The sequence below is a fragment of the Candidatus Neomicrothrix sp. genome, from assembly GCF_035329545.1.
GTDB classification, from domain to species: domain Bacteria; phylum Actinomycetota; class Acidimicrobiia; order Acidimicrobiales; family Microtrichaceae; genus Microthrix; species Microthrix subdominans.
Genome location: NZ_DAOLGP010000020.1, coordinates 43,089 through 65,178, shown reverse-complemented (window position 1 = coordinate 65,178; position 22,090 = coordinate 43,089). Strand labels below are relative to the sequence as shown.

General features: G+C 66.6%; 19 protein-coding genes and 2 pseudogenes. 7 read left to right on the top strand and 14 right to left on the bottom strand.

The features are described from left to right. Positions 1-562 precede the first annotated feature (562 nt). Positions 563-1,084, bottom strand: coding sequence for a hypothetical protein (locus PKD89_RS12150; RefSeq protein WP_289011036.1), 522 nt, complete (start codon positions 1,082-1,084; stop codon positions 563-565). A 344-nt stretch (positions 1,085-1,428) separates the two neighbouring features. Here PKD89_RS12150 and PKD89_RS12145 point away from each other — a divergent pair, with 344 nt between their 5' ends. The 3 genes from PKD89_RS12145 to PKD89_RS12135 all read left to right on the top strand — a co-directional run bounded on the left by PKD89_RS12145 (position 1,429) and on the right by PKD89_RS12135 (position 2,433). Continuing rightward, on the top strand, positions 1,429-1,650 hold the full coding sequence (locus PKD89_RS12145) for a DUF433 domain-containing protein (RefSeq protein ID WP_287379457.1): 222 nt from the start codon (positions 1,429-1,431) through the stop codon (positions 1,648-1,650). Then, positions 1,647-1,985, top strand: coding sequence for a DUF5615 family PIN-like protein (locus PKD89_RS12140; RefSeq protein WP_324332466.1), 339 nt, complete (start codon positions 1,647-1,649; stop codon positions 1,983-1,985). The genes PKD89_RS12145 and PKD89_RS12140 overlap by 4 nt, the downstream gene beginning before the upstream one ends. A 322-nt stretch (positions 1,986-2,307) precedes the next feature. After that, positions 2,308-2,433: a hypothetical protein gene (locus tag PKD89_RS12135; RefSeq protein WP_289010546.1), complete on the top strand. Its 126-nt coding sequence runs from the start codon at positions 2,308-2,310 to the stop codon at positions 2,431-2,433. Between the two features lie 323 nt (positions 2,434-2,756). Here PKD89_RS12135 and PKD89_RS19960 read toward each other — a convergent pair. After that, positions 2,757-3,032, bottom strand: a pseudogene (locus PKD89_RS19960) (GNAT family N-acetyltransferase); the annotation flags it as partial. Positions 3,033-3,182: 150 nt separating this feature from the next. Between PKD89_RS19960 and PKD89_RS12130 the strand changes: the two are divergent. Then, positions 3,183-3,757, top strand: a pseudogene (locus tag PKD89_RS12130) (glutathione S-transferase family protein); the annotation flags it as partial. 431 nt (positions 3,758-4,188) lie between these two features. On the opposite strand, the gene PKD89_RS12125 reads toward PKD89_RS12130, so the two are convergent. From PKD89_RS12125 to PKD89_RS12080, 10 genes are all read right to left on the bottom strand, one after another. Continuing rightward, positions 4,189-4,842, bottom strand: coding sequence for a TetR/AcrR family transcriptional regulator (locus PKD89_RS12125; RefSeq protein ID WP_349257349.1), 654 nt, complete (start codon positions 4,840-4,842; stop codon positions 4,189-4,191). Beyond that, a complete protein-coding gene (locus PKD89_RS12120; RefSeq protein WP_287379464.1) occupies positions 4,830-5,624 on the bottom strand; it encodes an enoyl-CoA hydratase family protein in 795 nt (264 codons plus the stop codon). Before PKD89_RS12120 ends, PKD89_RS12125 begins: the two co-directional genes overlap by 13 nt. Beyond that, positions 5,624-6,784, bottom strand: a complete 1,161-nt coding sequence (locus PKD89_RS12115; RefSeq protein WP_289010548.1) for an acyl-CoA dehydrogenase family protein — start codon at positions 6,782-6,784, stop codon at positions 5,624-5,626. Before PKD89_RS12115 ends, PKD89_RS12120 begins: the two co-directional genes overlap by 1 nt. After that, positions 6,781-8,787 (bottom strand): acetyl/propionyl/methylcrotonyl-CoA carboxylase subunit alpha, encoded by a 2,007-nt coding sequence (locus tag PKD89_RS12110; RefSeq protein WP_289010549.1) that lies wholly within the window; start codon positions 8,785-8,787, stop codon positions 6,781-6,783. Before PKD89_RS12110 ends, PKD89_RS12115 begins: the two co-directional genes overlap by 4 nt. A 96-nt stretch (positions 8,788-8,883) precedes the next feature. After that, complete coding sequence (locus PKD89_RS12105; RefSeq protein WP_287379468.1) at positions 8,884-10,482, bottom strand: acyl-CoA carboxylase subunit beta; 1,599 nt, start codon at positions 10,480-10,482, stop codon at positions 8,884-8,886. Next, positions 10,479-11,651, bottom strand: a complete 1,173-nt coding sequence (locus PKD89_RS12100; protein ID WP_289010550.1) for an acyl-CoA dehydrogenase family protein — start codon at positions 11,649-11,651, stop codon at positions 10,479-10,481. The genes PKD89_RS12105 and PKD89_RS12100 overlap by 4 nt, the downstream gene beginning before the upstream one ends. Next, on the bottom strand, positions 11,648-13,351 hold the full coding sequence (locus PKD89_RS12095) for an acyclic terpene utilization AtuA family protein (RefSeq protein ID WP_289010551.1): 1,704 nt from the start codon (positions 13,349-13,351) through the stop codon (positions 11,648-11,650). Before PKD89_RS12095 ends, PKD89_RS12100 begins: the two co-directional genes overlap by 4 nt. A 171-nt stretch (positions 13,352-13,522) precedes the next feature. Next, complete coding sequence (locus PKD89_RS12090; RefSeq protein WP_289010552.1) at positions 13,523-14,620, bottom strand: hypothetical protein; 1,098 nt, start codon at positions 14,618-14,620, stop codon at positions 13,523-13,525. Beyond that, complete coding sequence (locus PKD89_RS12085; protein ID WP_289010553.1) at positions 14,604-15,650, bottom strand: TIGR03617 family F420-dependent LLM class oxidoreductase; 1,047 nt, start codon at positions 15,648-15,650, stop codon at positions 14,604-14,606. The genes PKD89_RS12090 and PKD89_RS12085 overlap by 17 nt, the downstream gene beginning before the upstream one ends. A 91-nt stretch (positions 15,651-15,741) precedes the next feature. Further along, positions 15,742-16,173 (bottom strand): arsenate reductase ArsC, encoded by a 432-nt coding sequence (locus tag PKD89_RS12080; RefSeq protein WP_289010554.1) that lies wholly within the window; start codon positions 16,171-16,173, stop codon positions 15,742-15,744. 128 nt (positions 16,174-16,301) lie between these two features. Between PKD89_RS12080 and PKD89_RS12075 the strand changes: the two genes are divergently transcribed. Continuing rightward, the gene (locus PKD89_RS12075) at positions 16,302-17,270 is read left to right on the top strand and encodes a hypothetical protein (RefSeq protein ID WP_287379474.1); all 969 of its coding nucleotides are present in this window, start codon (positions 16,302-16,304) and stop codon (positions 17,268-17,270) included. Positions 17,271-17,371: 101 nt separating this feature from the next. Here PKD89_RS12075 and PKD89_RS12070 read toward each other — a convergent pair whose 3' ends face one another. Together PKD89_RS12070 and PKD89_RS12065 are read right to left on the bottom strand one after the other, a co-directional pair. Continuing rightward, positions 17,372-18,025, bottom strand: a complete 654-nt coding sequence (locus PKD89_RS12070; RefSeq protein ID WP_289010555.1) for a class F sortase — start codon at positions 18,023-18,025, stop codon at positions 17,372-17,374. Positions 18,026-18,139: 114 nt separating this feature from the next. Next, the gene (locus PKD89_RS12065) at positions 18,140-18,901 is read right to left on the bottom strand and encodes a fasciclin domain-containing protein (RefSeq protein ID WP_287379476.1); all 762 of its coding nucleotides are present in this window, start codon (positions 18,899-18,901) and stop codon (positions 18,140-18,142) included. 325 nt (positions 18,902-19,226) lie between these two features. Between PKD89_RS12065 and PKD89_RS12060 the strand changes: the two genes are divergently transcribed. Together PKD89_RS12060 and PKD89_RS12055 are read left to right on the top strand one after the other, a co-directional pair. Continuing rightward, entirely contained in the window at positions 19,227-20,537 is a 1,311-nt protein-coding gene (locus tag PKD89_RS12060) for an SGNH/GDSL hydrolase family protein (RefSeq protein WP_324332465.1), read from the top strand. 151 nt (positions 20,538-20,688) lie between these two features. Beyond that, a complete protein-coding gene (locus tag PKD89_RS12055) occupies positions 20,689-21,768 on the top strand; it encodes a hypothetical protein (protein ID WP_289010557.1) in 1,080 nt (359 codons plus the stop codon). Positions 21,769-22,090 lie beyond the last annotated feature (322 nt).

Here is a 22,090-nt window from a genome sequence, read left to right as displayed (position 1 = left end):
CGCCGGCTCTCGCCGTCATCGAGTTTCAAAAGGCGCGCCCCGTCGGCTCACGCATCCGAGCTGATGGCCGTCGGGGGAGCGGGCCACTTATGGGCCACAAACTCCGCCGTATTACGCGGTAGGAGGTGGTATCTGCTGACTCGGACGCCCCAACAACCGCTTGGTACCAGTCCCTACCAGTTCCTGCTATCTATATGAACTGACTCGTAATGAGCAGGTCAGGAGTTCGATTCTCCTCTCGGGCTCCAAACACCGTTGATATTGAAAGGGTTTTGAGACTTCTAGTTGCTGCTGCAAAATCCTTGCGGGCCACATTGAATGTGGCCCGCCCTATTTGGGGTGCTGTTGCGGGGCAACCTGGAGGGTGCGAAGCTTGAGCCATCTCGGCTTGTCGTAGAGCCGCCGGAACGGGGGTGCCGTGGTGGTCGGCTACCACTCTCGTCGCACGGGTGGTTGACATGAACGTTTTGTGGGCCGATACTGGCTGTTGCCAAGGGCACGAGCCTGCGGAAGTGAACCCCGGTGCCATCCTCGGACGAGGTGAGCCGGGGTTTTGCGCGTTCTAGCCCAATTTGGTGACGTCGTCGATCATCGGATCCGCTCGGCGGCGCCAGTCCTCTGCGGCACCGTAGGCCCACGCTGCGGCGTCGGCGATCCACAGCAGCGGCTCCTCCGCAGGTTTCATGTGGTCGTACTCCATTGACCTGACGGTGCGATCGGTGTGCTGCGCTCGAGCGATCTGACGAACGTCGACCTGGTCCTGTGAACGGCCTCGGCCCTCGATGACCAACCGGCGGGCACCTGCTGACGGAAGGTCAGCCAGAAGCGCTTCGAGCGCAGCGGACCGTGCCGGAGTCGGCTTTCCTGCTGCTGAGTAGATGCGAATGCGAACGTTCAAACGGCAGAGTTCTGCAAGCAGCACCTTCCTCCGCTGTTTGCTTTCCTCGGTGAAGTGCAAACGCCGCTGGCCCGACAAGAGCAGACCTCGCATGACGACGCGGGTGTCGCTGAGCTCGGAAACCGGCACGCAGGCAGCAGCGAGCAGGTACCGTCTCCTGAGCGACTCATCGACAAACACGTGCACAGCGATCCCACGATCATGCCCGAAGAGGCCCCCTCGATCGTGGACGTGACTCCGACTATCAAACGACGCCAGAAATGATCATCGGACGGTCGATCCGATTCGGGGCCTAGCCGGCTACGGCCACAATCGAGGGCGAGCAAGCCCATCGGTTCGGCTGGGCTGTACTCCTCGAGCACTTGAGGTGGGGATGAGCGGGCCACTTATGGGCCACAAACTCCGGCGTAGGGACTGCTGCATGATCTGGTGACACGTTGTGTTTGGGATTGGCCGTCGGCGTGGTGAGACGCCGGGTTTCGGCGGGTTGAACGGCTCGGCAGGGTGCGTTGGCGGGTAGCCTGACGGTTATGGAGCTGACGTCGGTGATCGAGACTCGTGCCGGGGTGCGAAGCGGCAAGCCGTGTTTTGTTGGGACGCGGATAGCGGTTTATGACGTCTTGGACTATCTGGCATCGGGCATGACGGTCGAGGAGATCGTCGCAGATTTTCCCGAGTTGACCGCAGCGCACGTTCGAGCTGCGATCGAGTTCGCGGCGTTGCGTGAGCGGCGGCTCGCCACCCCGGCGTGAGGCTGCTGCTCGACCAGAACCTGTCCCGGCACCTTGTCCGGCAGCTGACTGTCGAGTTCCCTGGTAGCGAGCACGTCACCGGCGTTGATCTCGACACGGCGACCGATGTCGAGATCTGGGAGTACGCGGCGGACCAAGGGTTGGTCATCGTGTCGAAGGACTCTGATTTTCGGCAGCTCGCGTTTCTGAACGGGCCGCCCCCGAAGTTCGTTTGGTTGCGTCTCGGCAACGTGTCCACGCTCACCATGCTCGAGACGCTGCGCAGTCATCGGAATGCGATTGCTGCCTTCTCAGCCTCTGCCGATGAGGCTCTCCTCGTTATTCCATCCACGTGACAGTCCAATCTCGGTCCGTGCGAACCCCAGATGAGTCGGGCAGAGCGCAGCCCGGCCACGGCTCGTGCGTAGGGTCAGCCACGCCGATGACCTCCATGGCCTTCCAGGTCGAGTTGCTCGGCGGCGGAGCGGGCCACTCATGGGCCACAAACTCCGGCGTATAGCGCGGTAGGAGGTGGTATCTGCTGATCCAAGTACACCAAAAAAGTTGAGTGCCGGGAAGTGGTGTAACAGGGGGCCGGGGATGGTGAGGGTCCACCGGTGATGGCGGTCATCGCGCCAGTCTCAAGTTGAAGCACAACCAACGACTTGAGGAGACACGATGACCACCACCCCAACCACTATCGACGCGGCCGGCTGGCTGCGCAACCATCTGGAGTCCGACGACGCCGGCGGTGACCTGCTGGCAGCGCTGGTGAAGGACTTCGCTGAGGCGCTGAGGCGCTGATGTCCGCTGAGGCGTCGGCCAGCAAAGAAGTCCTCTGCGTCGTCTGGCGGATCAATGCGGAAGGTCGAGCCGTCAATTTCCAGTGTTTCAGCGTCAACGAGGACCACATCCTGGACTCGGCTGCTCAGTAGCTCTCGCCAAGTGAGCCTGCGGGGGAGCTGAACAGACACCGCATCGTCCGTGAGCCAGAGTTTCACTGCGACGCCGTTGTCGACCTGGATTGCTGAGGCCGCTGCTTTGCGAATCGTTTCCACGGCCTCAGTATCGTCCACGTCTAACAGAGCAGTTACCCAGTGACCTCGGTCCCGACCGGCGCAACCTCCTCAATGCGCACCAAGGCAGTAACGGATAGCGCGCCGATCGCACTGATGGAGTCCTCCGCTGTGGATGTTGCAGCCAACCTGCTCACCCACGTCGACTTCAGCCATACTCAGGATGCGAGCTGTAGCGATCGACGCTGCGTTCTTTGAGCACACCTCGATGAAGACGTGGGAACCCGGGACCTCGGCCGTAATCCACTCCGAAACCTTGCTTGTGAGTTGAGCGGCCAACCGATGTCCCCGATGGCCGGGGGCGACGGCGTAGTCGACCATGAGGCCATAGTGATCGCCGGAACATGGGTAGACCTTTAGTACGCGGCCAACGCAACGAACGCGCCATAGCCGATCACCTCAAGTCGGAACTCGCGTTGGTCAATCTGCGGTCTCCGCGAAGGATGTCGCTGTCGGACGGGTTGGTACCGTCGACAGATGACCGACGACGCCGCCCCTGACCACGCTGCGGACCGACCCGGATCGAGGCAGGGGGCCTCGCTGACGAAACTGGCGCCTTCGTGCGCGACACCGCCTACATCGAGGACCGGGTCACCGCCGATGGGGGGGACGGTTGGCCGGTGGAGCCCGGCCGGTACCGGCTGGTCGTGGCCAGGGCCTGCCCCTGGGCCAACCGCGCCATCATCGTGCGGCGCCTGCTCGGTCTCGAACCGGTTCTGTCCATGGCCATCGCCGGACCGACCCACGATGAACGCAGTTGGCGATTCGACCTGGATCCAGGTGGTGTCGACCCGGTGCTGGGAATCCCCCGGCTCGAGGACGCTTTCGAGGCTCGCTTCCCCGGCTACCCGAAGGGCATCACCGTGCCCGCCATCGTCGACGTTCCCAGCGGCCAGGTGGTAACCAACGACTACCCGCAGATGACCCTCGACCTTTCGACGGAGTGGACCGAGCACCATCGCCCCGGAGCCCCCGACCTCTATCCGGAGGCCCAGCGCGCCGAGATCGACGAGGTCGCCGATCTGGTCTACCGCGATGTCAACAACGGGGTCGCCGTTGGCGAAGCTGACCCACACGGTCTGTGCCGATGGCTAGTCGTTGTCGGGAACCTTGTAGACGCACTTCCCCCCAGCGAGTCGTGGCCAACGCACGGTCGAGGCCCTCCGGGGTGTGGTCATCGGTGACCGCAGCGACGGGCCAGCGCCACCAGCCGATTTTCTGCTTTGCAGCTGCGGGTACCGGACTGGAGGCCATCAGCTACGGGAGCATCACGCGGGCCCCCTTTGGCGACAGGACCTAGCCCGATGGGGCGTTCTGGCATCACCAGGTCTGACAACACCGGCGTCGGATCCCGGTAGGTGGCCACCGCGGTGAGGCGACCCTCGGCGGCCTCGGCCGCTTCGACGATGCGCCCGGGGTCGGGCTCAGCGAAGCCCGCATGTGCGACGGCCAGGGGTCGGGCTCAGGCGGGCGACCGTGACCGTCAAGCGTCGGGTGCGGTTCGACCATCATCGGCTGCACGGCCGAGCGCTCCACCGAGCAGCTCCGACCACTGGGCGATAATGGGTGAGCGGCGTCGCCGGTCGTCCCCCAGCAGGTTTGCCAGCCCGAGGCCGCGTGCCATGTCGATCGTCGCTTGGATCAGTGGGCGCACCCCCGGGTTCTGATCGTCGACGCCGAGCAGTTGCACCGTCGCCCCGTACACCTGTCGGCCGACGCGGGTCTCCAAGGTGACGACCCGCCTGCGCAGCTGGGGCTCGGCAGCGGACGCCACCCACAGCGCAAGCGCCGCCTGAAACAGCTCTCCGGTGTGCATCTCCACGACCATCTCGACCACGCGCTGGGTCGAGATGGTCTCGTTGCCCTGGGCCTCGATGTAGCGGCGGATCTCCAGGGCCCGGGCCTCGGTCATGTGTTCGACCGCAGCGACGAACAGATCCTCGCGGGTGGGAAAATGGTGCTGCGCCGCGCCGCGGGACACCCCGGCCCGTTCCGCAACAACCGTGACGGTGCTTCCAGACCAGCCCACCTCTGCGAGGCAGCCGACGGCCGCCTCCAGCAACGCAAGGCGGGTCGCCCGACTTCGATCCTGCTGGGGGCCCTTTGCCGGTGGTTCGGTGGTGGTCACTCTGCCCAGCGCGGCGGTCGGCGTTCCATGAACGACGCGATGCCCTCTTGTGCATCATCGGACGAGAAAAGCGTTGCTGACATCTCGATCAGGCGCTCGGCATCGGAGTCGAACGTCGCGAGCATCGCGTGGGTGGTGAGCTGTTTCGAGGCGGCCAAGCCCTGGGGCGAGCACCTTCGGAACGAGGCTGCAAGCTCGCCCACCACCTCATCGGGGTTCTCCGCGGTGATCGTGACCAGCCCGATTCGTTCTGCCTCGGTCGCATCGAAGCGGTCGCCGGTGAGGTAGTAGCGCGACGCCGCACGGTCGGTCAGGCGCGGCAACACCGTGAGCGAGATGACCGCCGGGGACAGCCCCAGGCGGGCCTCGGTCAGCGCAAAGCTTGAGGTGAGCCCGGCGACGGTGATGTCGCACGCGGCAAACAGTCCCAGCCCGCCCGCCCGCACGTTGCCGTCCACCTTCGCCACCACCGGTTTGTCCAGCTCGATGATCTGGCGCAACAGCGCAACCAGACGTGCCACGCCCTTAGCCGGGCCGCCCTCGCGGGCTCCTTCGGCCAGGTCGGCGCCTGCGCAGAAGGTGTTGCCGGTGTGGGTGAGCACCACGGCGCGCACCGCATCGTCGGCCTCGACGTCGCAGAGGTGGGCGGCGAGTTCACCGACCAACCGCGAGCTCAGCGCGTTGCGGTTCTCCGGCGAATCCAACGTGAGCGTTGCGATCCTGTCGTCATCGGAGCGGAGGACGACCGGCGAGTCTGCGGTGGGTGGGGTGGTGGGTGATGCGGTGGTCATCAGTACGACTTCGGCAGGTCGAGGCTGTGCTGTGCGATGAAGTTGAGGATCATCTCACGGCTCACCGGGGCGATACGCGACAGCTTGGAGGCTGCGATGAGCGCTCCGAGGCCGTACTCGCTGGCCAGGCCGTTGCCCCCCAGGGTTTGCACCGCCTGGTCGACGGCGCGTGTTCCGGCCTCACCGGCGGCGTACTTGGCCATGTTGGCCGCCTCGCCTGCACCCATGTGGTCGCCCTGGTCGTACAGGGTGGCCGCCTTCTGCATCATGAGCTTTGCCAGTTGGACCTCGATGTGGGCCTGGGCGAGCGGGTGCGCAACACCCTGATGCGACCCGATCGGTTTGTCCCTCCACACGACGCGTTCCTTCGCGTAGTTGACAGCGATGTTGAGCGCGTAACGCGCCATGCCGATCGCAAACGACGATGCCATGATGCGCTCGGGGTTGAGCCCGGCAAACAGCTGGTCGATCGCAGCGTCCTCGGAGCCGACGAGCGCGTCCGATGGCAGACGGACGTCGTCGATGAACACGGTGAACTGGTGATCGGCGCTGATCATGTCCATCTCGATCTTGGTGTACTCCAGCCCGGTGCTGTCGGTGGGGACGACAAAGAGCACCGGCTTCAGCGCGCCGGTGGCGGAGTCTTCGGTGCGCGCCACGACCAACACGTTCTGGGCGACGTCGACGCCGGAGATGTAGGTCTTCGCCCCGCTGAGAACCCAGTCGTCGCCGTCGCGCCGTGCGGTGGTGGTGATGCGATGCGAGTTCGATCCGGCGTCGGACTCGGTGATGGCGAAGGCCATGATCTCGGATCCGTCCGCCAGGCCCGGAAGCCAACGGTCCTTCTGGGAATCGGTCCCGTATTTCGCAATGACCGTGCCGCAGATCGCCGGCGAGACCACCATCATCAGCAGGCCGCAACCTGCGGTACCCAGTTCCTCCTCGACGATCGCCAGCTCGTACATGCCGCCGCCACCGCCGCCGTACTCGGTGGGCAGGTTGACCCCCAGGTACCCGAGCTTGCCCGCCTCGGCGTACAGCTCGGCCATGTCGCCACCGGAGCGGGCCTTGCCGACCATGTACTCGTAGCCGTAGGCGGCGCCCAACTGGGCCACCGCCTCGCGAAGCGCGAGTTGCTCGGGGGTTTCGGTAAAGCTCACGTGTCCTCCTCGGTGACGACGGCGAGCACGGCGCCCACCTCAACCTGTTGTCCTTCGGTGACGTGCAGTTCGGCGACCGTGCCGGTGACCGGCGCAGTGACCTGGTGTTGCATCTTCATTGCCTCCAGCCACAACAGCGGCTGTCCGGCGCCGACCTGGTCGCCCTCGGCGACGGCGATCCGCACGATCGAGCCGGGCATGGGCGCCAGCAGCGACCCGGGCGCCGTGTGGTCCTCTGCGCTCGGAAACCGGCTGAGCAGTTCCAACGCCACCGGACCGAGCGGCGAGTCGATGGACACGAGGCGATCGTAGGTAGCGACCTCAAAGCGGCGTTGCACGCCGTTCGTGCGGAGCACCACCCGATCCGGCTCCATCGAAACCAGGTGCACATCGTCGTGACCGACGGCCAGCAGACCGTCGCGGGAGATCCGGTAGGACACCTCGATCGTGTCGGTCTCTCCGGCGTCCGGCCCGCCCACTCGACGGAACGACTTCTGCTGGGGTTGCGACACGATGTTGCGCCAGCCGCTCGGCAACCCACCAAGCACCGTCGCGTCGCGCCTGTTTCGCGCAGCCAGCGCGAGGGCGGCGGCGAGCGCAGCGACCGAGGTCGCCCCCTCGTCGGCGAGCGGCTCGCTGAGCACCTCCAGACCGTGACGGTCGAGAAACGCCGTGTCGGTGTCGCCGGCCTGGAAGGACGGGTGTTCGAGGATGCGAACGAGCAACGCCCGGTTGGTGCCGACGCCGTGAATCCTGGAGTTGCGCAGCGCTGTGGCCAAGCGGCGCGTCGCCTCGGCTCGGGTGGGCGCCCAGGCGATCAGCTTGGCCAGCATCGGGTCGTAGTGGGTACCGACGACGGAGCCGTCGGCCACCCCGCTGTCGAGCCGAATCCCCGAACCGGCACCGGCCTCGAAGCCGTGCGGCAGGTCGAACTCGGAGGCGACGCCCGGCACGGAGAAGCGATGCAGCGTGCCGCTCTGGGGCTGCCAGCTGTTCGCCGGGTCCTCTGCGTACAGGCGCACCTCGATGGCGTGCCCGCCGGTGGGCGGGGGATGCTCGTCGAGGGTGCCCCCTTCGGCCACGTGAAGTTGAAGTGCGACGAGGTCGGTTCCCGTGGTCGCCTCGGTGACCGGGTGCTCCACCTGGAGCCGGGTGTTCATCTCCAGGAAGTAGAACGCTCCCGACTCGTCAGCGAGGAACTCGACGGTGCCGGCGCCGACGTAACCGATCGCAGCGGTGGCGGCGCTCGACGCCTCGAAGAGCCGGTCGCGCATGCCATCGACGCGCTCCACCAGCGGTGACGGCGCTTCCTCCACGATCTTCTGGTGGCGCCGTTGGATCGAGCACTCCCGTTCGCCGACCGCCCAGATCGTTCCGTCTTGGTCGGCCATCACCTGCACCTCGATGTGGCGCCCGGTCTCGAGGTAGGGCTCGCAGAAGACCGTCGGGTCGCCGAACGCAGACGCGGCTTCGGCGGAGGCGAGCTCGAGCTCGTCGGAGAGCGACGCCAAGTCGGTCACGATCCTCATCCCGCGTCCGCCGCCCCCCGACGACGCCTTGATGAGCACGGGAAGGTGCGCTTCGGTGATCGCGTCGGGATCGATCCGGTCGAGCACAGGAACTCCGGCGTCCGCCATCAGCGCCTTCGACTCGATCTTGGATCCCATCGTGTCGATCGACTCGGGCGGCGGCCCGATCCAGGTGAGGCCGGCGTCGATCACCTGGCGGGCAAACGATGCGTTCTCGCTGAGGAAGCCGTAGCCCGGATGCACGGCGTCGGCGCCGCAGCGCCGTGCGGCCTCGATGATCAGCTCCGCCCGCAGGTACGTGTCGGTTGCGCTGTCACCGGGCAGCCTCACCGCAGCGTCCGCCTCGGCGACGAAGGGCTCGTTGGCATCGGCATCGGAGAACACCGCAACGGTGGAGATGCCCAGGTCTCGGCAGGTGCGGAACACCCGACGGGCGATCTCGCCGCGGTTGGCGACCAGCACTGAGGTGATCATCGTTGGGCCCTCGAATCGTCGGGGTTGTTGGGTGCCGTGTTGCGGGCGTGCCGTGGCGTGGGGTGCGAGGTGAAACGTTCTGACGAGGTCACCGGATCACATCCTGAACGTGCCGAAGCCGTCGGCGCCTTTGACGGGCGCCGAGTGAATGGCCGAGAGCGCCAACCCCAGCACGGTTCGGGTGTCTCGCGGGTCGATGATCCCGTCGTCGAGCAGCCGGCCGGACAGAAACTTGGCCGTCGATTCGGCCTCGATCTGCGCCTCGATCATCTCCTTCATGGCGGCGTCGGCGTCCTCGTCGTAGGGGTTGCCTCGGGACTCGGCCGACTGCCGGGCGACGATCGAGATCACCCCGGCGAGCTGTTGGGGGCCCATCACCGCCGACTTTGCGTTTGGCCAGCTGAACAGGAAGCGGGGCTCGAAGGCCCGCCCGCACATGCCGTAGTTGCCGGCGCCGTAGGACGAGGCCATCACCAGGGTGATGTGGGGCACCTTCGAGTTGGCGACGGCGTTCACCATCATGGCGCCGTGCTTGATGATGCCGCCCCGCTCGTACTCCTCGCCGACCATGTATCCGGTGGTGTTCTGAAGGAAGATCAGTGGCGTGTTGATCTGGTTGGCCAGCTGGATGAACTGGGCGGCCTTCTGTGCCTCCTCGCTGAAGAGCACCCCTCGTGCGTTGGCCAGAATGCCGATGGGATAGCCATGGAGTTGCGCCCATCCGGTGACCAGCGACGAACCGTAGAGCGGCTTGAACTCGTCGAAGTCCGACCCGTCGACGACGCGGGCGATCACCTCTCGGGGGTCGAACGGCATCTTGGGGTCGGTCGGCACCAGGCCGAGCAGTTCATCCTCGTCGTAGCGTGGTGGGGAGACAGCCTGGCGTGGGGCCGGACCGTGCTTGTCCCAGTTCAGGCGAGCGACGATGCGTCGGCCGAGCCGGATGGCGTCGTGTTCGTCGACGGCGAAGTAGTCGGCGAGGCCCGAGGTGCGGGCGTGCATGTCGGCGCCCCCGAGCGACTCGTCGTTTGAGTCCTCCCCGGTTGCCATCTTCACCAGCGGCGGGCCGGCCAGGAACACCTTGGAGCGCTCCTTGATCATCACGACGTAGTCCGACATGCCCGGGACGTACGCCCCGCCGGCCGTGGAGTTGCCGAACACCAGGGAGACGACCGGGATGCCCGCCGCCGAGAGCCGGGTGAGGTCGCGGAACATGGCCCCGCCGGGGATGAAGATCTCCTTCTGGGTCGGAAGGTCCGCGCCGCCGGACTCGGTCAGGTTGATCATCGGCAACCGGTTGGTCAGCGCGATCTCGTTGGCCCGCAGCACCTTCTTGAGCGTCCACGGGTTGCTCGCCCCGCCCCGCACTGTGGGATCGCTGGCGCTGATCATGCACTCGACGCCCGAGACGACGCCGATGCCCGTCACCACGCTGGCCCCGACGGCGAAGTCGCTGCCCCATGCGGCGAGCCCCGAAAGTTCCATGAACGGCGAGTCCTCGTCCAACAACAGCTCGATGCGTTCGCGAACCGGCAACTTGCCGCGGTTCCGGTGGCGCTCGGTGTATTTGGCGCCGCCCCCGCCGACCGCGGTGGCGTGCTCGGCGTCGAGGTCGGCCACCTGATCGAGGAGGGTTTGCCGGTTGGTGGCGAACTCCTCGCTGGTGGTGTCGAGCGTGGAGGTGAGCGTGGTCACGAGGTGTACCCCAGGAGCTTGCCGGCCAGGCCGGTCATGATTTCGGATGTGCCGCCGCCGATGCCGAGGATCCGCATGTCGCGGTACTGGCGTTCCACCTCGGATTCGCTCATGTATCCCATTCCCCCATGAAGTTGGACCGCCTGATCGACCACCCACTCGCCCGCCTCGACGGCGGTGTTCTTGGCGAAGCACACCTCGGCGATCAGGTCGGCTTCCCCCCGGGCATGCCGGGCGGCCACGTCACGGGTATACACCCTGGCCACATCGATGCGTCGGGCCATGTTGGTCAGGGTGTGTTGCACGGTCTGACGCGAGATCAGTGGTCGGCCGAACGTCTCCCGGGCTCGGCACCACTCGACGGTGATGTCGAGTGCCCGCTGCGCCGCCGCATAGGCCTGCACCGCCAGGGAGATCCGTTCGTCGACGAAGTTGTCGGCGATCTGGCCGAACCCGCCGCCCTCCTGCCCGATCAGGTTGGCGACCGGCACCCGGCACTCCACATACGACAGCTCGGCGGTGTCCGAGCATCGCCACCCCATCTTGTCGAGCTGGCGGGTCACCTCGAACCCCTCGGTGTCGGTGTCGACGACGACGAGCGAGATCCCGTGAGCCCCGTCGCCGCCCGTGCGCACCGCAGTGGTGATGTAGTCCGCCCGGACACCGGAGGTGATGAACGTTTTCGCCCCGTTGAGGACGAAGTGATCGCCGTCGCGAACCGCCGAGGTTCGGATGCCGGCAACGTCGGAGCCGGTGCCGGGTTCGGTGATCGCCAGCGACCCGATTGCCGTCCCGGCCAGCGTCGGGCGAACCCAACGGTCCACCTGGTACGGGTCCCCGGCCTTGGCGATGTGGGGCGCCGAGATGCCGGCGGTGAAGAGCGAAGCGATCAGGCCCCCGGACACGCCGGCGTAGTGCATCTCCTCCACCATCGTCACCACGTCGACGATGTCCCCACCGCCGCCGCCAACCCGGTCGGGGAAGCCGAGGCCGATCAGGCCGAGATCCCCGGCGAGGCGGTGCAGCGAGCGAGGTAGCTCCCCGTCTCGTTCCCAGTCGCCGAGGTGATCGAGGATCTCACGTTCGACAAAGCGGCGAACCGTCCGTCGCAGCTCGTGGCGCTCAGGGGTGTCAAACGGGTTGGCGCCGTTGGGGTCGGGTGTGCTCACAGCAGTACCTCTGGGATCGAAACGTGACGTGAACGAAGCCATTCGCCTAGGGCTTTGGCCTGGGGGTCGAACCTTGCGTTCGAGGAGACGCCCTCGCCGAGGATGTCGTCGACCACAAAGTTCACCGCCCGCAGGTTGGCAAAGACGTGGCGGGTGACGTTCAGGCCGGCCGTTTCCGGGAGCAGTTCCTTCAGCCGGTCGACCGTCAGCGTCGTGACGAGCCAGGCCCACTCGGTATCGGTGCGCACCCAGACGCCGATGTTGGCCGAACCGCCCTTGTCCCCGCTGCGGGCGAGGGCGATCGTGCCCAGGGGAAGCTCCCGCGACGGCGCGTCGGGCTGCAGCGCTTCGTCGAGTTTGGGTGCGACGAAGGTGTGCTCGACGGGCTGAAGGTCGGCCACGGTCGTTGGCGCCGCAACTGCGTGGCGGATGCCGTCTGCGGTGACTGCGACGTGGTCGACATCGTTCGCATCGAGGTACGCCGCAGTGAACACGCCATAGGGCGACCCGTTCGACGGGGGCGCCGTCACGTTGAACCCGGGATAGCTGGCGAGCGCCAACTCGATGGCCGCTCCGGAGAAGGCTCGGCCGACAACGTCGGGGTCGTCGCTGCGAACCACACACTGCAGCAGCGCGCTGGCCTCCTGCTCGGTCGCCGCGTTCGGGTGATCGGTGCGGGCGAGGGTCCATTTCATGTCAGCGTCGACCGCATCGGCTATCTGGGCTTTCACGAGCGCTGCCTTGGCCTCGATGTCGAGGCCGGTTAATACGAAGACCACCTCGTTGCGGTGTCCACCCAGGGTATTGAGCCCCACCTTGAGCGTGGACGGGGGCGGTTCGCCGACTGCGCCGCTGAGCCGCACCCGGTCCGGTCCGTCGTCACCGAGCTGGATCGTGTCGAACCGTGTCGTCACATCGGGCCCCGCATAGCGGGCACCGCCGATCTCGTAGAGCAGCTGCGCAGTGACCGTGTCGCGGGTGACTGCACCACCGGTGCCGTCGTGCTTGGTGATCACGCTGGAGCCGTCCTCGAAGACCTCGGCGATCGGGAATCCCGGATGCAACAGATCGGCGATCTCGGTGAACCGCGCGAAGTTGCCCCCGGTCGCCTGGGTACCGCATTCGATGACGTGTCCGGCCGCAACCGCGCCGGCCAAGGGGTCGAGGTCATCGATCGACCAACCGAAGTGGGCCACCGCCGGGCCCACCACCAGCGACGCGTCGGTGACGCGGCCGGTAACGACCACGTCGGCCCCGTGGTTGAGCGCCGCTGCGATCCCAAAGGCACCCAGGTAGGCGTTGGCGGCAAGCGGAGAGCCGTACCCAAGCTCGTCCGCACGGGGCAACAGATCGTCGCCCTCCACGTGAGCGATGTGGGCCGACACGCCGATGATGCCGGAGAGCTCGCGCAGCCGGTCGGCCAGTCCTGCCGGGTTGAGGCCGCCGGCGTTGACGACGATCTTCACGCCGGCGTCCATCGCCAGGCCCAGGCAGTCCTCCATCTGCCGCACGAACGTGCCTGCGTACCCGCGGCTGGGATCCTTCAGTCGGCCCATCGCAAGGATCAACATGGTGAGCTCGGCCAGGTAGTCGCCGGTCAGCACGTCGATGTGCCCGCCGGTCACCATCTCACGGACCGCGTCGAACCGGTCGCCGTAGAAGCCCGATGCGTTGGCGATCCTCAGTGGCCCCGTGCTCATCAGTCGTTCCCCTCGCACCCCACCGGTCAGCCGTCGTGGCTCCCAGCAGCCTCGCGCGGAGTCCAAAAACAAACAAGCAGCATTGCTTTATTTGCCGAAGACGGGCCTGGAGGTCCTCGGTCGACGGCCGTGCAGACCTTCGAGCCGTCGATTTCGAGAACGGGAAGGGCGCTACGTGGCGACCGAACCGAGGTCGGCGAACCCGCTGGGGTCGTGGCGACCGATGGAGCCGTGCTCCAACATGCCCCATCCCACGGCGCCGTCGCAGGTGGCGCGTGCGACGTGGTCGGTCACCCCGAACGGAATCCGGTCTGCGACCGAGGGTTCGGAGAGGTCGTAGGTGAGACGTTCGGAGAAGCTCGGACCGTTCCACTGGCCGTGGACCCAGTCGGCATCGCCGCCGTAGCCGCCACCGACGTGGATGTGTGCGCCGAGCAGCGTGTCGACCTCAAGGGTGAGCGGACCGTCTGCGGTCGTCAGCTCGATCACCGCGTGCTCGGGGTGCCTGGTGCCGGGCGTGTAGGTGATGTCGACCCGCGGCCAGCCCAACTGTTCGATTCGGCCGTCGGCCCAGATTCTGGTGGCGTCGTTGAGGATGCGAAAGCCGTCGGGCTGCTCCTGGACGATCACGACGATCGCAAAGTCGTCGAACCGCAACGGCACATAGAGCCAATGGAGGCTTGGATCCTGATCGGCCGGTTTGCCGGCGGGTTCGGCCTCGCCAACCGGGCGGATGCCCCACGACCGGTCGCGGGTGCCGACCCAGGTGGCGGGGTCGACTGCGTACTCGTCGCCGTCGATGGCGAGCGTTCCCTGCCACGTCCCCACCTGGGCGAAGCGGCAGGCGTCAAGGATGGCCTTGCGGCCAATGCGCATGACGTGGGCCGGCTCGTCGACCGGTACGAACGAGCCCTCCCACGTCAGGTCGAACGAGAGGCCCAGCGACGGGTCGTCGCAGATCAGCCTCAGGCTGCGCAGCGGTTCGATGACCTCGATGCGGTAGGCGCCGACGCGTTGGTCGAGGCGGTCATCGCCGAGGGCGTCGGAGAAGTGGACGGCGCTCTGCTGGTCGCCGCGTCGCAGCAAAGCGAACGCGTCGGTGACCCCGAGGTTCGGATACACGCCGAAGCCGGTGATCAGAAACAGCTCGTCGGTGCGATTGTGGGCGTTGAAGTAGCTGCGGTCATAGGCGTTGCGGTCGGTGCTGGCGACGTGCGCCAGCGACAGCGGCACCTGGTGCAGCGGGTATTCGTCAAGTGGGACGGGCATTGCGAGCTCCTCTGGGTGTGTGGTCGAAGGTGGTGCGCGCCTCGGCGACGAGGGCGGTGAGGGCGTCGTCGGTGATGCCGCCCGGGGTGCTGAGGGCCACGCGGTCAACGTCGTCACCGAAGCGGGCAACCAGCCGGGTGGCCACCTGCGCGGGATCGCCGCGGAGCACGACGGCGTCGAGCAGGTCGTCGTCGACCAGGGCGGCCATCTCGTTCCATCGTCCCTCGCGGGACAACGCCCGCAACTCGGGGTGGAGGTGGTCGCGGCCCTCGGTCTCAAGCACCGGGACATAGGCGGGGGTCGAGCCGTAGAAGGCGATCATCCAACGGGCTGCGGTGTCCGCATCGGCCTGGGCGACGGGGTCGGTGGCGCACGCCACGATGGCCTGCCCCACCACGGTGAGGTCGGACCGGGGTCGTCCGGCCGCCTCCAGCCCGGCCTGGATGCGGGGCAGGGTGACGTTGGCCAAATGCCGGTCCGAGGTGAAGGGGTGCACCAGCATTCCGTCGGCCACGGCCGTGGCCAGCCGGGTCATGGCCGGGCCGAGAGCGCCGAGCCAGATCGGCGGCGGGCCCGATGGCAGCGGCCCGGGTTCGAAGGCCGGGGTCATGAGGGTGTGGCGGGTGTGCTCGCCGACGTACCCCAACGGTTCACCGTTCTGCCACGTCCGGCCGATGGCGCGGATGGCCTCGACCCACTCGCGCATTCGGCCCACCGGGCTGGACCACGTCGACCCGTAGCGCCGCTCGACGTGCGCCTTGATCTGGGTGCCGAGGCCGAGCGAGAAGCGGCCATCGCTGAGCTCTGCCAGGTCCCACGCCGTGTAAGCGAGGTGCATGGGCGAGCGAGGAAAGGCGATGGCCACGTTGGTGTAGAGGTGGCAGCCGGTGTCTGCAGCGAGGATCAAGGGCAGGAAGACGTCGTGGGGCCCCTCAAAGGTGAAGATGCCGTCGACACCGGCGGCGGCGAGGGCTTCGGCCCGGCTCGCCACCTCGTTGGGTTTGGCCATGAGCAGGGCATCGATCAGCACCGCCAGATCGTAGATGGCCCTGTTCCGTCGACCGACCCGACGGCCGCCCTCGCTCCCGGCCCTGCCGAGTCGTGAAGCGGCCTGCCAGCGGTCAGGTTGACCGGTCAGGTGGTTGGGGGACGAGTTCTGCCAGGAGGGCCCGGACACGCTGGTCGATCTGGTCGCGGATGGGACGAACCGCGTCGACGCCCTGTCCGGCCGGATCATCGAGTTGCCAGTCGAGGTAGCGGGTGCCCGGGTAGAACGGACACTCGTCGCCGCACCCCATGGTGATCACGACGTCCGACGCATCGACCGCAGCGTCCTCGAGTCGCTTGGGTCGAGCGCCTGCTGCGAGCAGGTCGATCCCCAGCTCGGCCATGACCTCGACTACTGCGGGGTTGATCGATGCGGCCGGAGCGGTGCCGGCGGATCGGACGGTCACGGTGTCTCCGGCATGATGAGCGAGCAGAGCGGCTGCCATCTGCGAGCGGCCGGCGTTGTGGACGCAGACGAAGAGGACTTCGGGTGGGTGATCGGTCATGGAGGACTCCGGTAGGGGTAGAAGGGTTGGGTCAGCCCGAGGGCACCATCCAAGCCGTCTCCGCCCAAGGAGTAGAGGGCTTCCTCAATCGGCGTTGTGGACGGCTTTTGATGTGGAAGTATGCGCCGATGAACCGCACGGTTGCCATGGTGATTTGTCTCAGCCTGGTCGCGACGGGCGCATGCTCGGGGGATGCGGACGCTGAGGACTCCCCGGCCAATCGGCAGGGATCGTTCTCCTTGCTGAGCTACAACGTGGCGGGGCTGCCCGAGGGCCTCTCGCAGAGCAACCCTGAGGCTAACGCTCCCACCATTTCCAAGCTGCTTGGCGACTACGACGTCGTGGTCACCCAGGAGGACTTCGGCTTCTACACCGATGTGTTGCGCGCCGATGCGCCTCAGAGGAACATGTCGACGCCCCACCCCGGGCCCGGAGCGCTCAACCCGATCGAGCGGGGCAGCGCCATCACCGGCGATGGGCTGAACGTGATGTCCAACTTCCGACTCATCCCGCCGGATCTTGATCGGGTGCCTTGGACGAACTGCGGTGAAGCTGCGGCCGACTGCCTGGCGTTGAAAGGTTTTGCCAAGACAACGATGGAGCTCGAATCCGATCCAGAGCAGGCCGTCGGTGGCGAGGGCGCCGAGGGCGAGGCCGGCGGCGGGGGTGATCAAAGCGGTGGCGAGTCCATCGCCGTCGACCTGTATACGTTGCACCTCGAGGCCGGCGGCGAGGACGATGCCTTACGCGCCGAGGACCTCGACCTGCTGGCGAGCTATCTGGAGGAACATTCGACGGACCGGCCGGTGATCATCGGAGGTGACTGGAACCTGCACACCGATGAGGAGCCCGATGCCACGCAGTACGCGGAGTTTCTCGCCGAGACCGGGTTGCGAGACGTCTGCTCCACCGTCGAGTGTGGCGACGATGTCGACGTCATCGACAAGGTGGCGTACCGCTCATCGAACCGGATCACGTTGACGCCTACCTCCCACAGCTTCGAGCGCGATCGCTTTGTTGATCCCGACGGCGAACCGCTGAGCGACCACGACCCATTGAGCGTCGACTTCGACTGGGAGATGCGGCCGGGCGGCTGAGCGCTCCAGGTGGCACGGTGTGCCTCGTCTGGGTGCGATCGGACACCAGCTGGGGACCATCCTCGGAGAGGTTGTCGACCTCCGGTCGCACCGCGATCGGTTCAGGAGGCGGTGACCGGCTCCGCACGGATCACGATGTTGTCGAGGTACTTGCTCTCGCCCGTATTGAAGGCTCCTCCGCAGGTGATCAGCGTGAGGACGTGTTCGACATGTGTTCGGAACAGCTCCGGTATCTGCAGATCGTCCTTATCCACCTGGAACCGATTGGTTGCGATGTAGCGGATGCGCTGATCATCGGCGTCGGTCACGACGATCTCGCTGCCCGTTTCGAGCTTTCGGAGGTCGAAGAACACGCCCCGAACATCGTTGAAGTCGACGTGGGCGGCGATCACCGCCGATCCGAAGAGTTCTCCAGGCTTGGCTCCGGGCCGGTACCAGCCCGCCCGGGTGGCGCCGGGCAACTCCATCGATCCATTGGGCTTTCGGCCCACAGCGACCACTTGAGCGTCCACTCCGAGAGCCGGAATCTCGAGTCGCACGGGGTCCGCCCCCTCGACGCGAAGTGCGGAGTGAGCGGCAGGCTCGGCGGTGACCTTGGGGACCGGAACGGTCGCTGCGGCCTCCGGTTGGGGCGACTCGGCACCCACCAGGTCCGACCGCGGGGTTTCCGCCGAACTGGCGAACGACCATCCGATGACGACGATCAGAAGCGACAGGGACGTCCCCAGCAGCAGGCGAGCCGGCAGATGCGTCATCGGCGCCCTTTCTGGGTGGCTGTCAGTCGGGTGTTGGTTGAGCGCACGGTACGCGAAAAACCGGTAGGGGAAGGACAGCCCACCCCTACCGGTTCTTGGCGAATTTCAGGTCTTCTAGCGGTTGCGGCCTGAGCGGACCAGGGCGAAGGACGAGACGCCGACACCGGACAGGGCCAGAGCGACCAGCGCAGCGATCAGGAGGGCGTTCGGGCCACCCTGAGCGGCGAGACCGGAGTTACCGCTCGGAACCGAGGTCGGAGCCTCCGTTGCGGGGGCGGTGATGACCGCGTCGATCACGTGGATGATGCCGTTGGAGGCCTTGATGTCAGCGGTGATGACGGTTGCGCCGCCCACGACGAGCTTGTCCCCGTCGAGCTCAACGCTGACCGGGCCACCGAGCGTGTCGACGGTTCCACCCGCTGCTGCGATGGCAGCCTTGGAATCGACTGCGCCTGAAATCACGTGGAGCTTCAGGATCTTGGTGAGGTCACCGGAGGGATCGGCCAGAAGCGTGTCGAGGGTTCCCGCGGGGAGAGCATCGAATGCAGCGTTCGTGGGAGCAAAGACGGTGAAGGGACCTTCGCCAGAAAGGGTATCGACGAGGTCCGCCTCGGTGACGGCCGTGACGAGAGTGGAAAGGTTCGGGTCCGCCGCGGCGATGTCAACGATGGTTCCCGGGTCGTTCTGAGCGCCAGCGGTAGTGCTGAATCCCAGGGTCATGAGGGCGGCACAGAAGGTGGCCATCAACAGTTTTCTCATGTTCATTCTCCTGATCGGTGGTGAAGGGCCTGTGCCCGAGCGGAAAATATGCGCTTGGGCGCCTTTTCGTGCCAACTCGCGGTGAAGGGGGTTTCGACGCCATCGCCGGTCAGCCATCGGAAACCCATGGCAGGAAGTGCTTGGATGACGTGGCCTCGGGTGTGGCTATGGTCGAGTTCGCAACCGGTTCCCCCCAGCGCACACCAAGTGCATGGAGTGACTCGTCATGAGCAGGTCAGGAGTTCGATTGCCTCGAATCGGATCGACAAGCCGTCGCAACGTCGCCACAGCAGCAGCGGTCGCAACCGTGTTCGCGGTTGTGTCATTCGGATTGACGACGCACCCGGCGGGCGCCGACGAGATCTCGTGTGATGACATGCGGTGGACAGCGGTCTGGGCGGGTCCACCCTCGGACGCGTCGCGCGCCGAGGACGTGACCTCGATGGTCGATCCGTCAGCGAACCGGCTTGGCGAGGTGCGCAACTCGACCGTTCGTGCGATCGCCACGCCCAGCACCGGCGGGTCGGAGACCCGAGTTCACCTTTCGAACCGATTCGGGACTGCGCCCGTCAGGTTCGATCGCGTCACGATCGGAGTGCAGACGACGGGGCCTGCGGTCGCCGCAGGGTCACTGGAAGAGGTGCGGTTCGGCGGCGAGAAGGCGGTCACGGTGGCGGCCGGCGATGACGCCGTTTCCGATTCGGTGGCGTTCTCGTTCGAGTCCGGGCAGTCGATCGCCGTGAGCGTCTTCGTCGCCGGCGATGCCGCAATGCCCACCATCCACTACACCGCGCGCCAGGCGTCCTACCTGACACCTCCGAATGGCGGGGATCAAACGACTGACGTCGAAGGATCAAAGCTCAGCGAAAAGACGACCTCCCGCCCGTTTCTGACCGGCATCGACGTCAGAACGACCGGGGATTTTGGAACCGTGGTGGCGCTCGGCGACTCCATCACCGACGGGTTTCAAGGGCAGGCGCCCGACGGTCGACCCGAAACCGTGGAGGGAATCGATCAGAACGTGCGTTACCCGGACTTTCTCGCCGAGCGGCTTCGGTCGGCCGGCAAACCCTTGGGCGTCATCAACGCTGGAATCAGCGGCAACCGCTTGCTCCGAGACGGCGCCGACGGAGGCAACATCGCCACGAACGGTCCCTCCACAGCCAGCCGAGTCGAGCAGGATGTTCTCGGTCGGGCCGGGGTGACGACAGTGATTCTTCTCGTAGGAATCAACGATCTGGGCAAGACCCCCAACGCCACGGCCGATGAGCTGATCTCCGGCTACGTCGAGATGATCCAGTCACTTCACCAGGCGGGCCTCAACATCGTGCACGGCACCCTGACGCCCGTTGGGGGTTCAACCTCGTACGGCACGCCGGAGATCGAGGCCGAACGGCAGAAGGTGAACGCCTGGATCCGGTCGAACTCCCCGGCAGACGCCATCGTGGACTTCGACGCGGCGCTGCGGGATCCGGTGGATGCCACCCGGCTGGACCCCAGCTTTGATGGCGGCGATCACCTCCACATGAGCCCGGCCGGCAATCGGGCCATGGCCGAGGCGGTCGATCCGGGTGACCTTCGCCCGGCCGCCTGTGCAGCGACCGGCGCGACAGGTCGCACCGGAGAGGAGGAGGGGACCGGCACGGGAAACGCGCCGTGGATCGCGGTGCTTGTCGCCGTCCTCCTCATCGCAGTGCTCGGCGCAGCGTTCATCGTCCACCGCCATGTCGCCCGAGAGCGGACCGGACCGTGAGCGGGCGGGTGCGCTGATAGGTCGGGTTGGCCCTGACGGTCGGATCGCCTGACCCAACGACGATCTGGGGCGGCGAAGCTGGCAGCCAGGCCTGGACCCATTAGGTTTGGCCGCACTTATTCCCCCCATCTGACAAGGGACCGCACTCCGCATGGCGCTGCACACTGATATTCCCACCGGAAAAGAGCTCGAGAAGCTGTTGACGGCCACCGCCGACCACTGTGTCTCGATCTACCTTCCGACCCACCGGATCACCCAGGAGACCGACCGTGATCGACTGGTGTTGCGTGACCTGACCCGTCAGGCGGTCGAGCAGCTCGAGGCGGCCGGCGCCGATGCCGACGCTGTGGCCGACATCGAGGCCGACCTGGCCCACCTGGCCGAGGACGACGACGAGTTCTGGGTCAACCAGGCCGACAGCCTGGCCATCTTCGCCAGCCCGGGTCGTTTCGAGACCCACCGCCTGCCCAACCACCTCACCGCAATGGTCGAGGTGTCGGACCGCTTCCACATCACCCCGCTGCTGCGTGCGGTCACCTTCCCCCACGCGGCCTGGATCCTGGCGCTGTCCCAGGGTTCGGTCCGGCTGTTGGAGGCGGGCCCCTCAGGGAACCCCGAGGAGGTCCGGGTCGAGGACATGCCCAAGGACGCCATGCAGTCGTCGGGCAACAAGGTCGTCCGTGCCCGCGAGGCCGCCTACGCCCGCAAGGTGGACTCTGCGTTGCGCACGGTGCTGACCGGCTCGGACCTGCCGTTGATCCTGGCGGCGTCCCAGCCGATGGCCGCGCTGTACCGGTCGGTCAACACCTACCCCCACCTGGTCGAAGAGCGCGAGCACGGCAACCCCGAGACGAGCACCGACGCCGAGCTGGCGGACGCCGCACGGGCGATCCTCGACGACGTCTACGCCGATCAGGTCGCCGAGTTGGCGGACCGCTTTGGTGACCTCAGCGGGCAGGGGCGCACTGCGACCGACGTGTCCGACCTGGCCCGCCTCTCCACCTACGGCGCGGTCGACACGCTGCTCGTCGACATCGATGCCAGCGTCCCCGGCTCGATCGGCGACGACGGCGCGGTCACGCTGGCCGATGCCGACGATGCGGTGAACTACGGGGTGACCGACGAGATCGCGCGACGCGTCCTGCTCGCCGGCGGCACGGTGCTGGCGGTTCGCGCCGAGGACATTCCCGAGGGCGGCCCGGTGGCCGGCCTGTTGCGCTTCGTCGTCTGAGCGGGCGTAGCGAGCCAGCCCTATGCACCCTGGTGATGCTGTTCCCGACGGCGCCGTCAGGCGATGTGACCGTGATTCAGCGACGCGGCGATGAATCCCGCGTCACCTGGGCTGGTGTCGCCGCCGTAAGGTAGTGGTCGACTAGATAGACCCAGGAGGTCTCGCATGGATGACACAACGGCGTGTCGTTGGTGCCAGGGCCTGTCCGCAGGGACGGCGAGCAAGTGCTCCCGTTGCGGAACATGGCTCCGGCGTCACAGCTATCACCGCACCGCCCCCCGGCGCCGCGAAGGTCAACTGGTCTAGAGGAACTCAAGCGCTG

Bases quoted from the DNA above. Each gene is read 5' to 3' on its own strand.
- PKD89_RS12145 (WP_287379457.1), top strand. From the start codon at position 1,429: ATGGAGCTGACGTCGGTGATCGAGACTCGTGCCGGGGTGCGAAGCGGC.
- PKD89_RS12135 (WP_289010546.1), top strand. From the start codon at position 2,308: ATGACCACCACCCCAACCACTATCGACGCGGCCGGCTGGCTGCGCAAC.
- PKD89_RS12120 (WP_287379464.1), bottom strand. From the start codon at position 5,624: ATGACCACCGCATCACCCACCACCCCACCCACCGCAGACTCGCCGGTC.
- PKD89_RS12110 (WP_289010549.1), bottom strand. From the start codon at position 8,787: ATGATCACCTCAGTGCTGGTCGCCAACCGCGGCGAGATCGCCCGTCGG.
- PKD89_RS12095 (WP_289010551.1), bottom strand. From the start codon at position 13,351: ATGAGCACGGGGCCACTGAGGATCGCCAACGCATCGGGCTTCTACGGC.
- PKD89_RS12090 (WP_289010552.1), bottom strand. From the start codon at position 14,620: ATGCCCGTCCCACTTGACGAATACCCGCTGCACCAGGTGCCGCTGTCG.
- PKD89_RS12080 (WP_289010554.1), bottom strand. From the start codon at position 16,173: ATGACCGATCACCCACCCGAAGTCCTCTTCGTCTGCGTCCACAACGCC.
- PKD89_RS12075 (WP_287379474.1), top strand. From the start codon at position 16,302: ATGAACCGCACGGTTGCCATGGTGATTTGTCTCAGCCTGGTCGCGACG.
- PKD89_RS12070 (WP_289010555.1), bottom strand. From the start codon at position 18,025: ATGACGCATCTGCCGGCTCGCCTGCTGCTGGGGACGTCCCTGTCGCTT.
- PKD89_RS12065 (WP_287379476.1), bottom strand. From the start codon at position 18,901: ATGGCTGACCGGCGATGGCGTCGAAACCCCCTTCACCGCGAGTTGGCA.
- PKD89_RS12060 (WP_324332465.1), top strand. From the start codon at position 19,227: ATGGTCGATCCGTCAGCGAACCGGCTTGGCGAGGTGCGCAACTCGACC.
- PKD89_RS12055 (WP_289010557.1), top strand. From the start codon at position 20,689: ATGGCGCTGCACACTGATATTCCCACCGGAAAAGAGCTCGAGAAGCTG.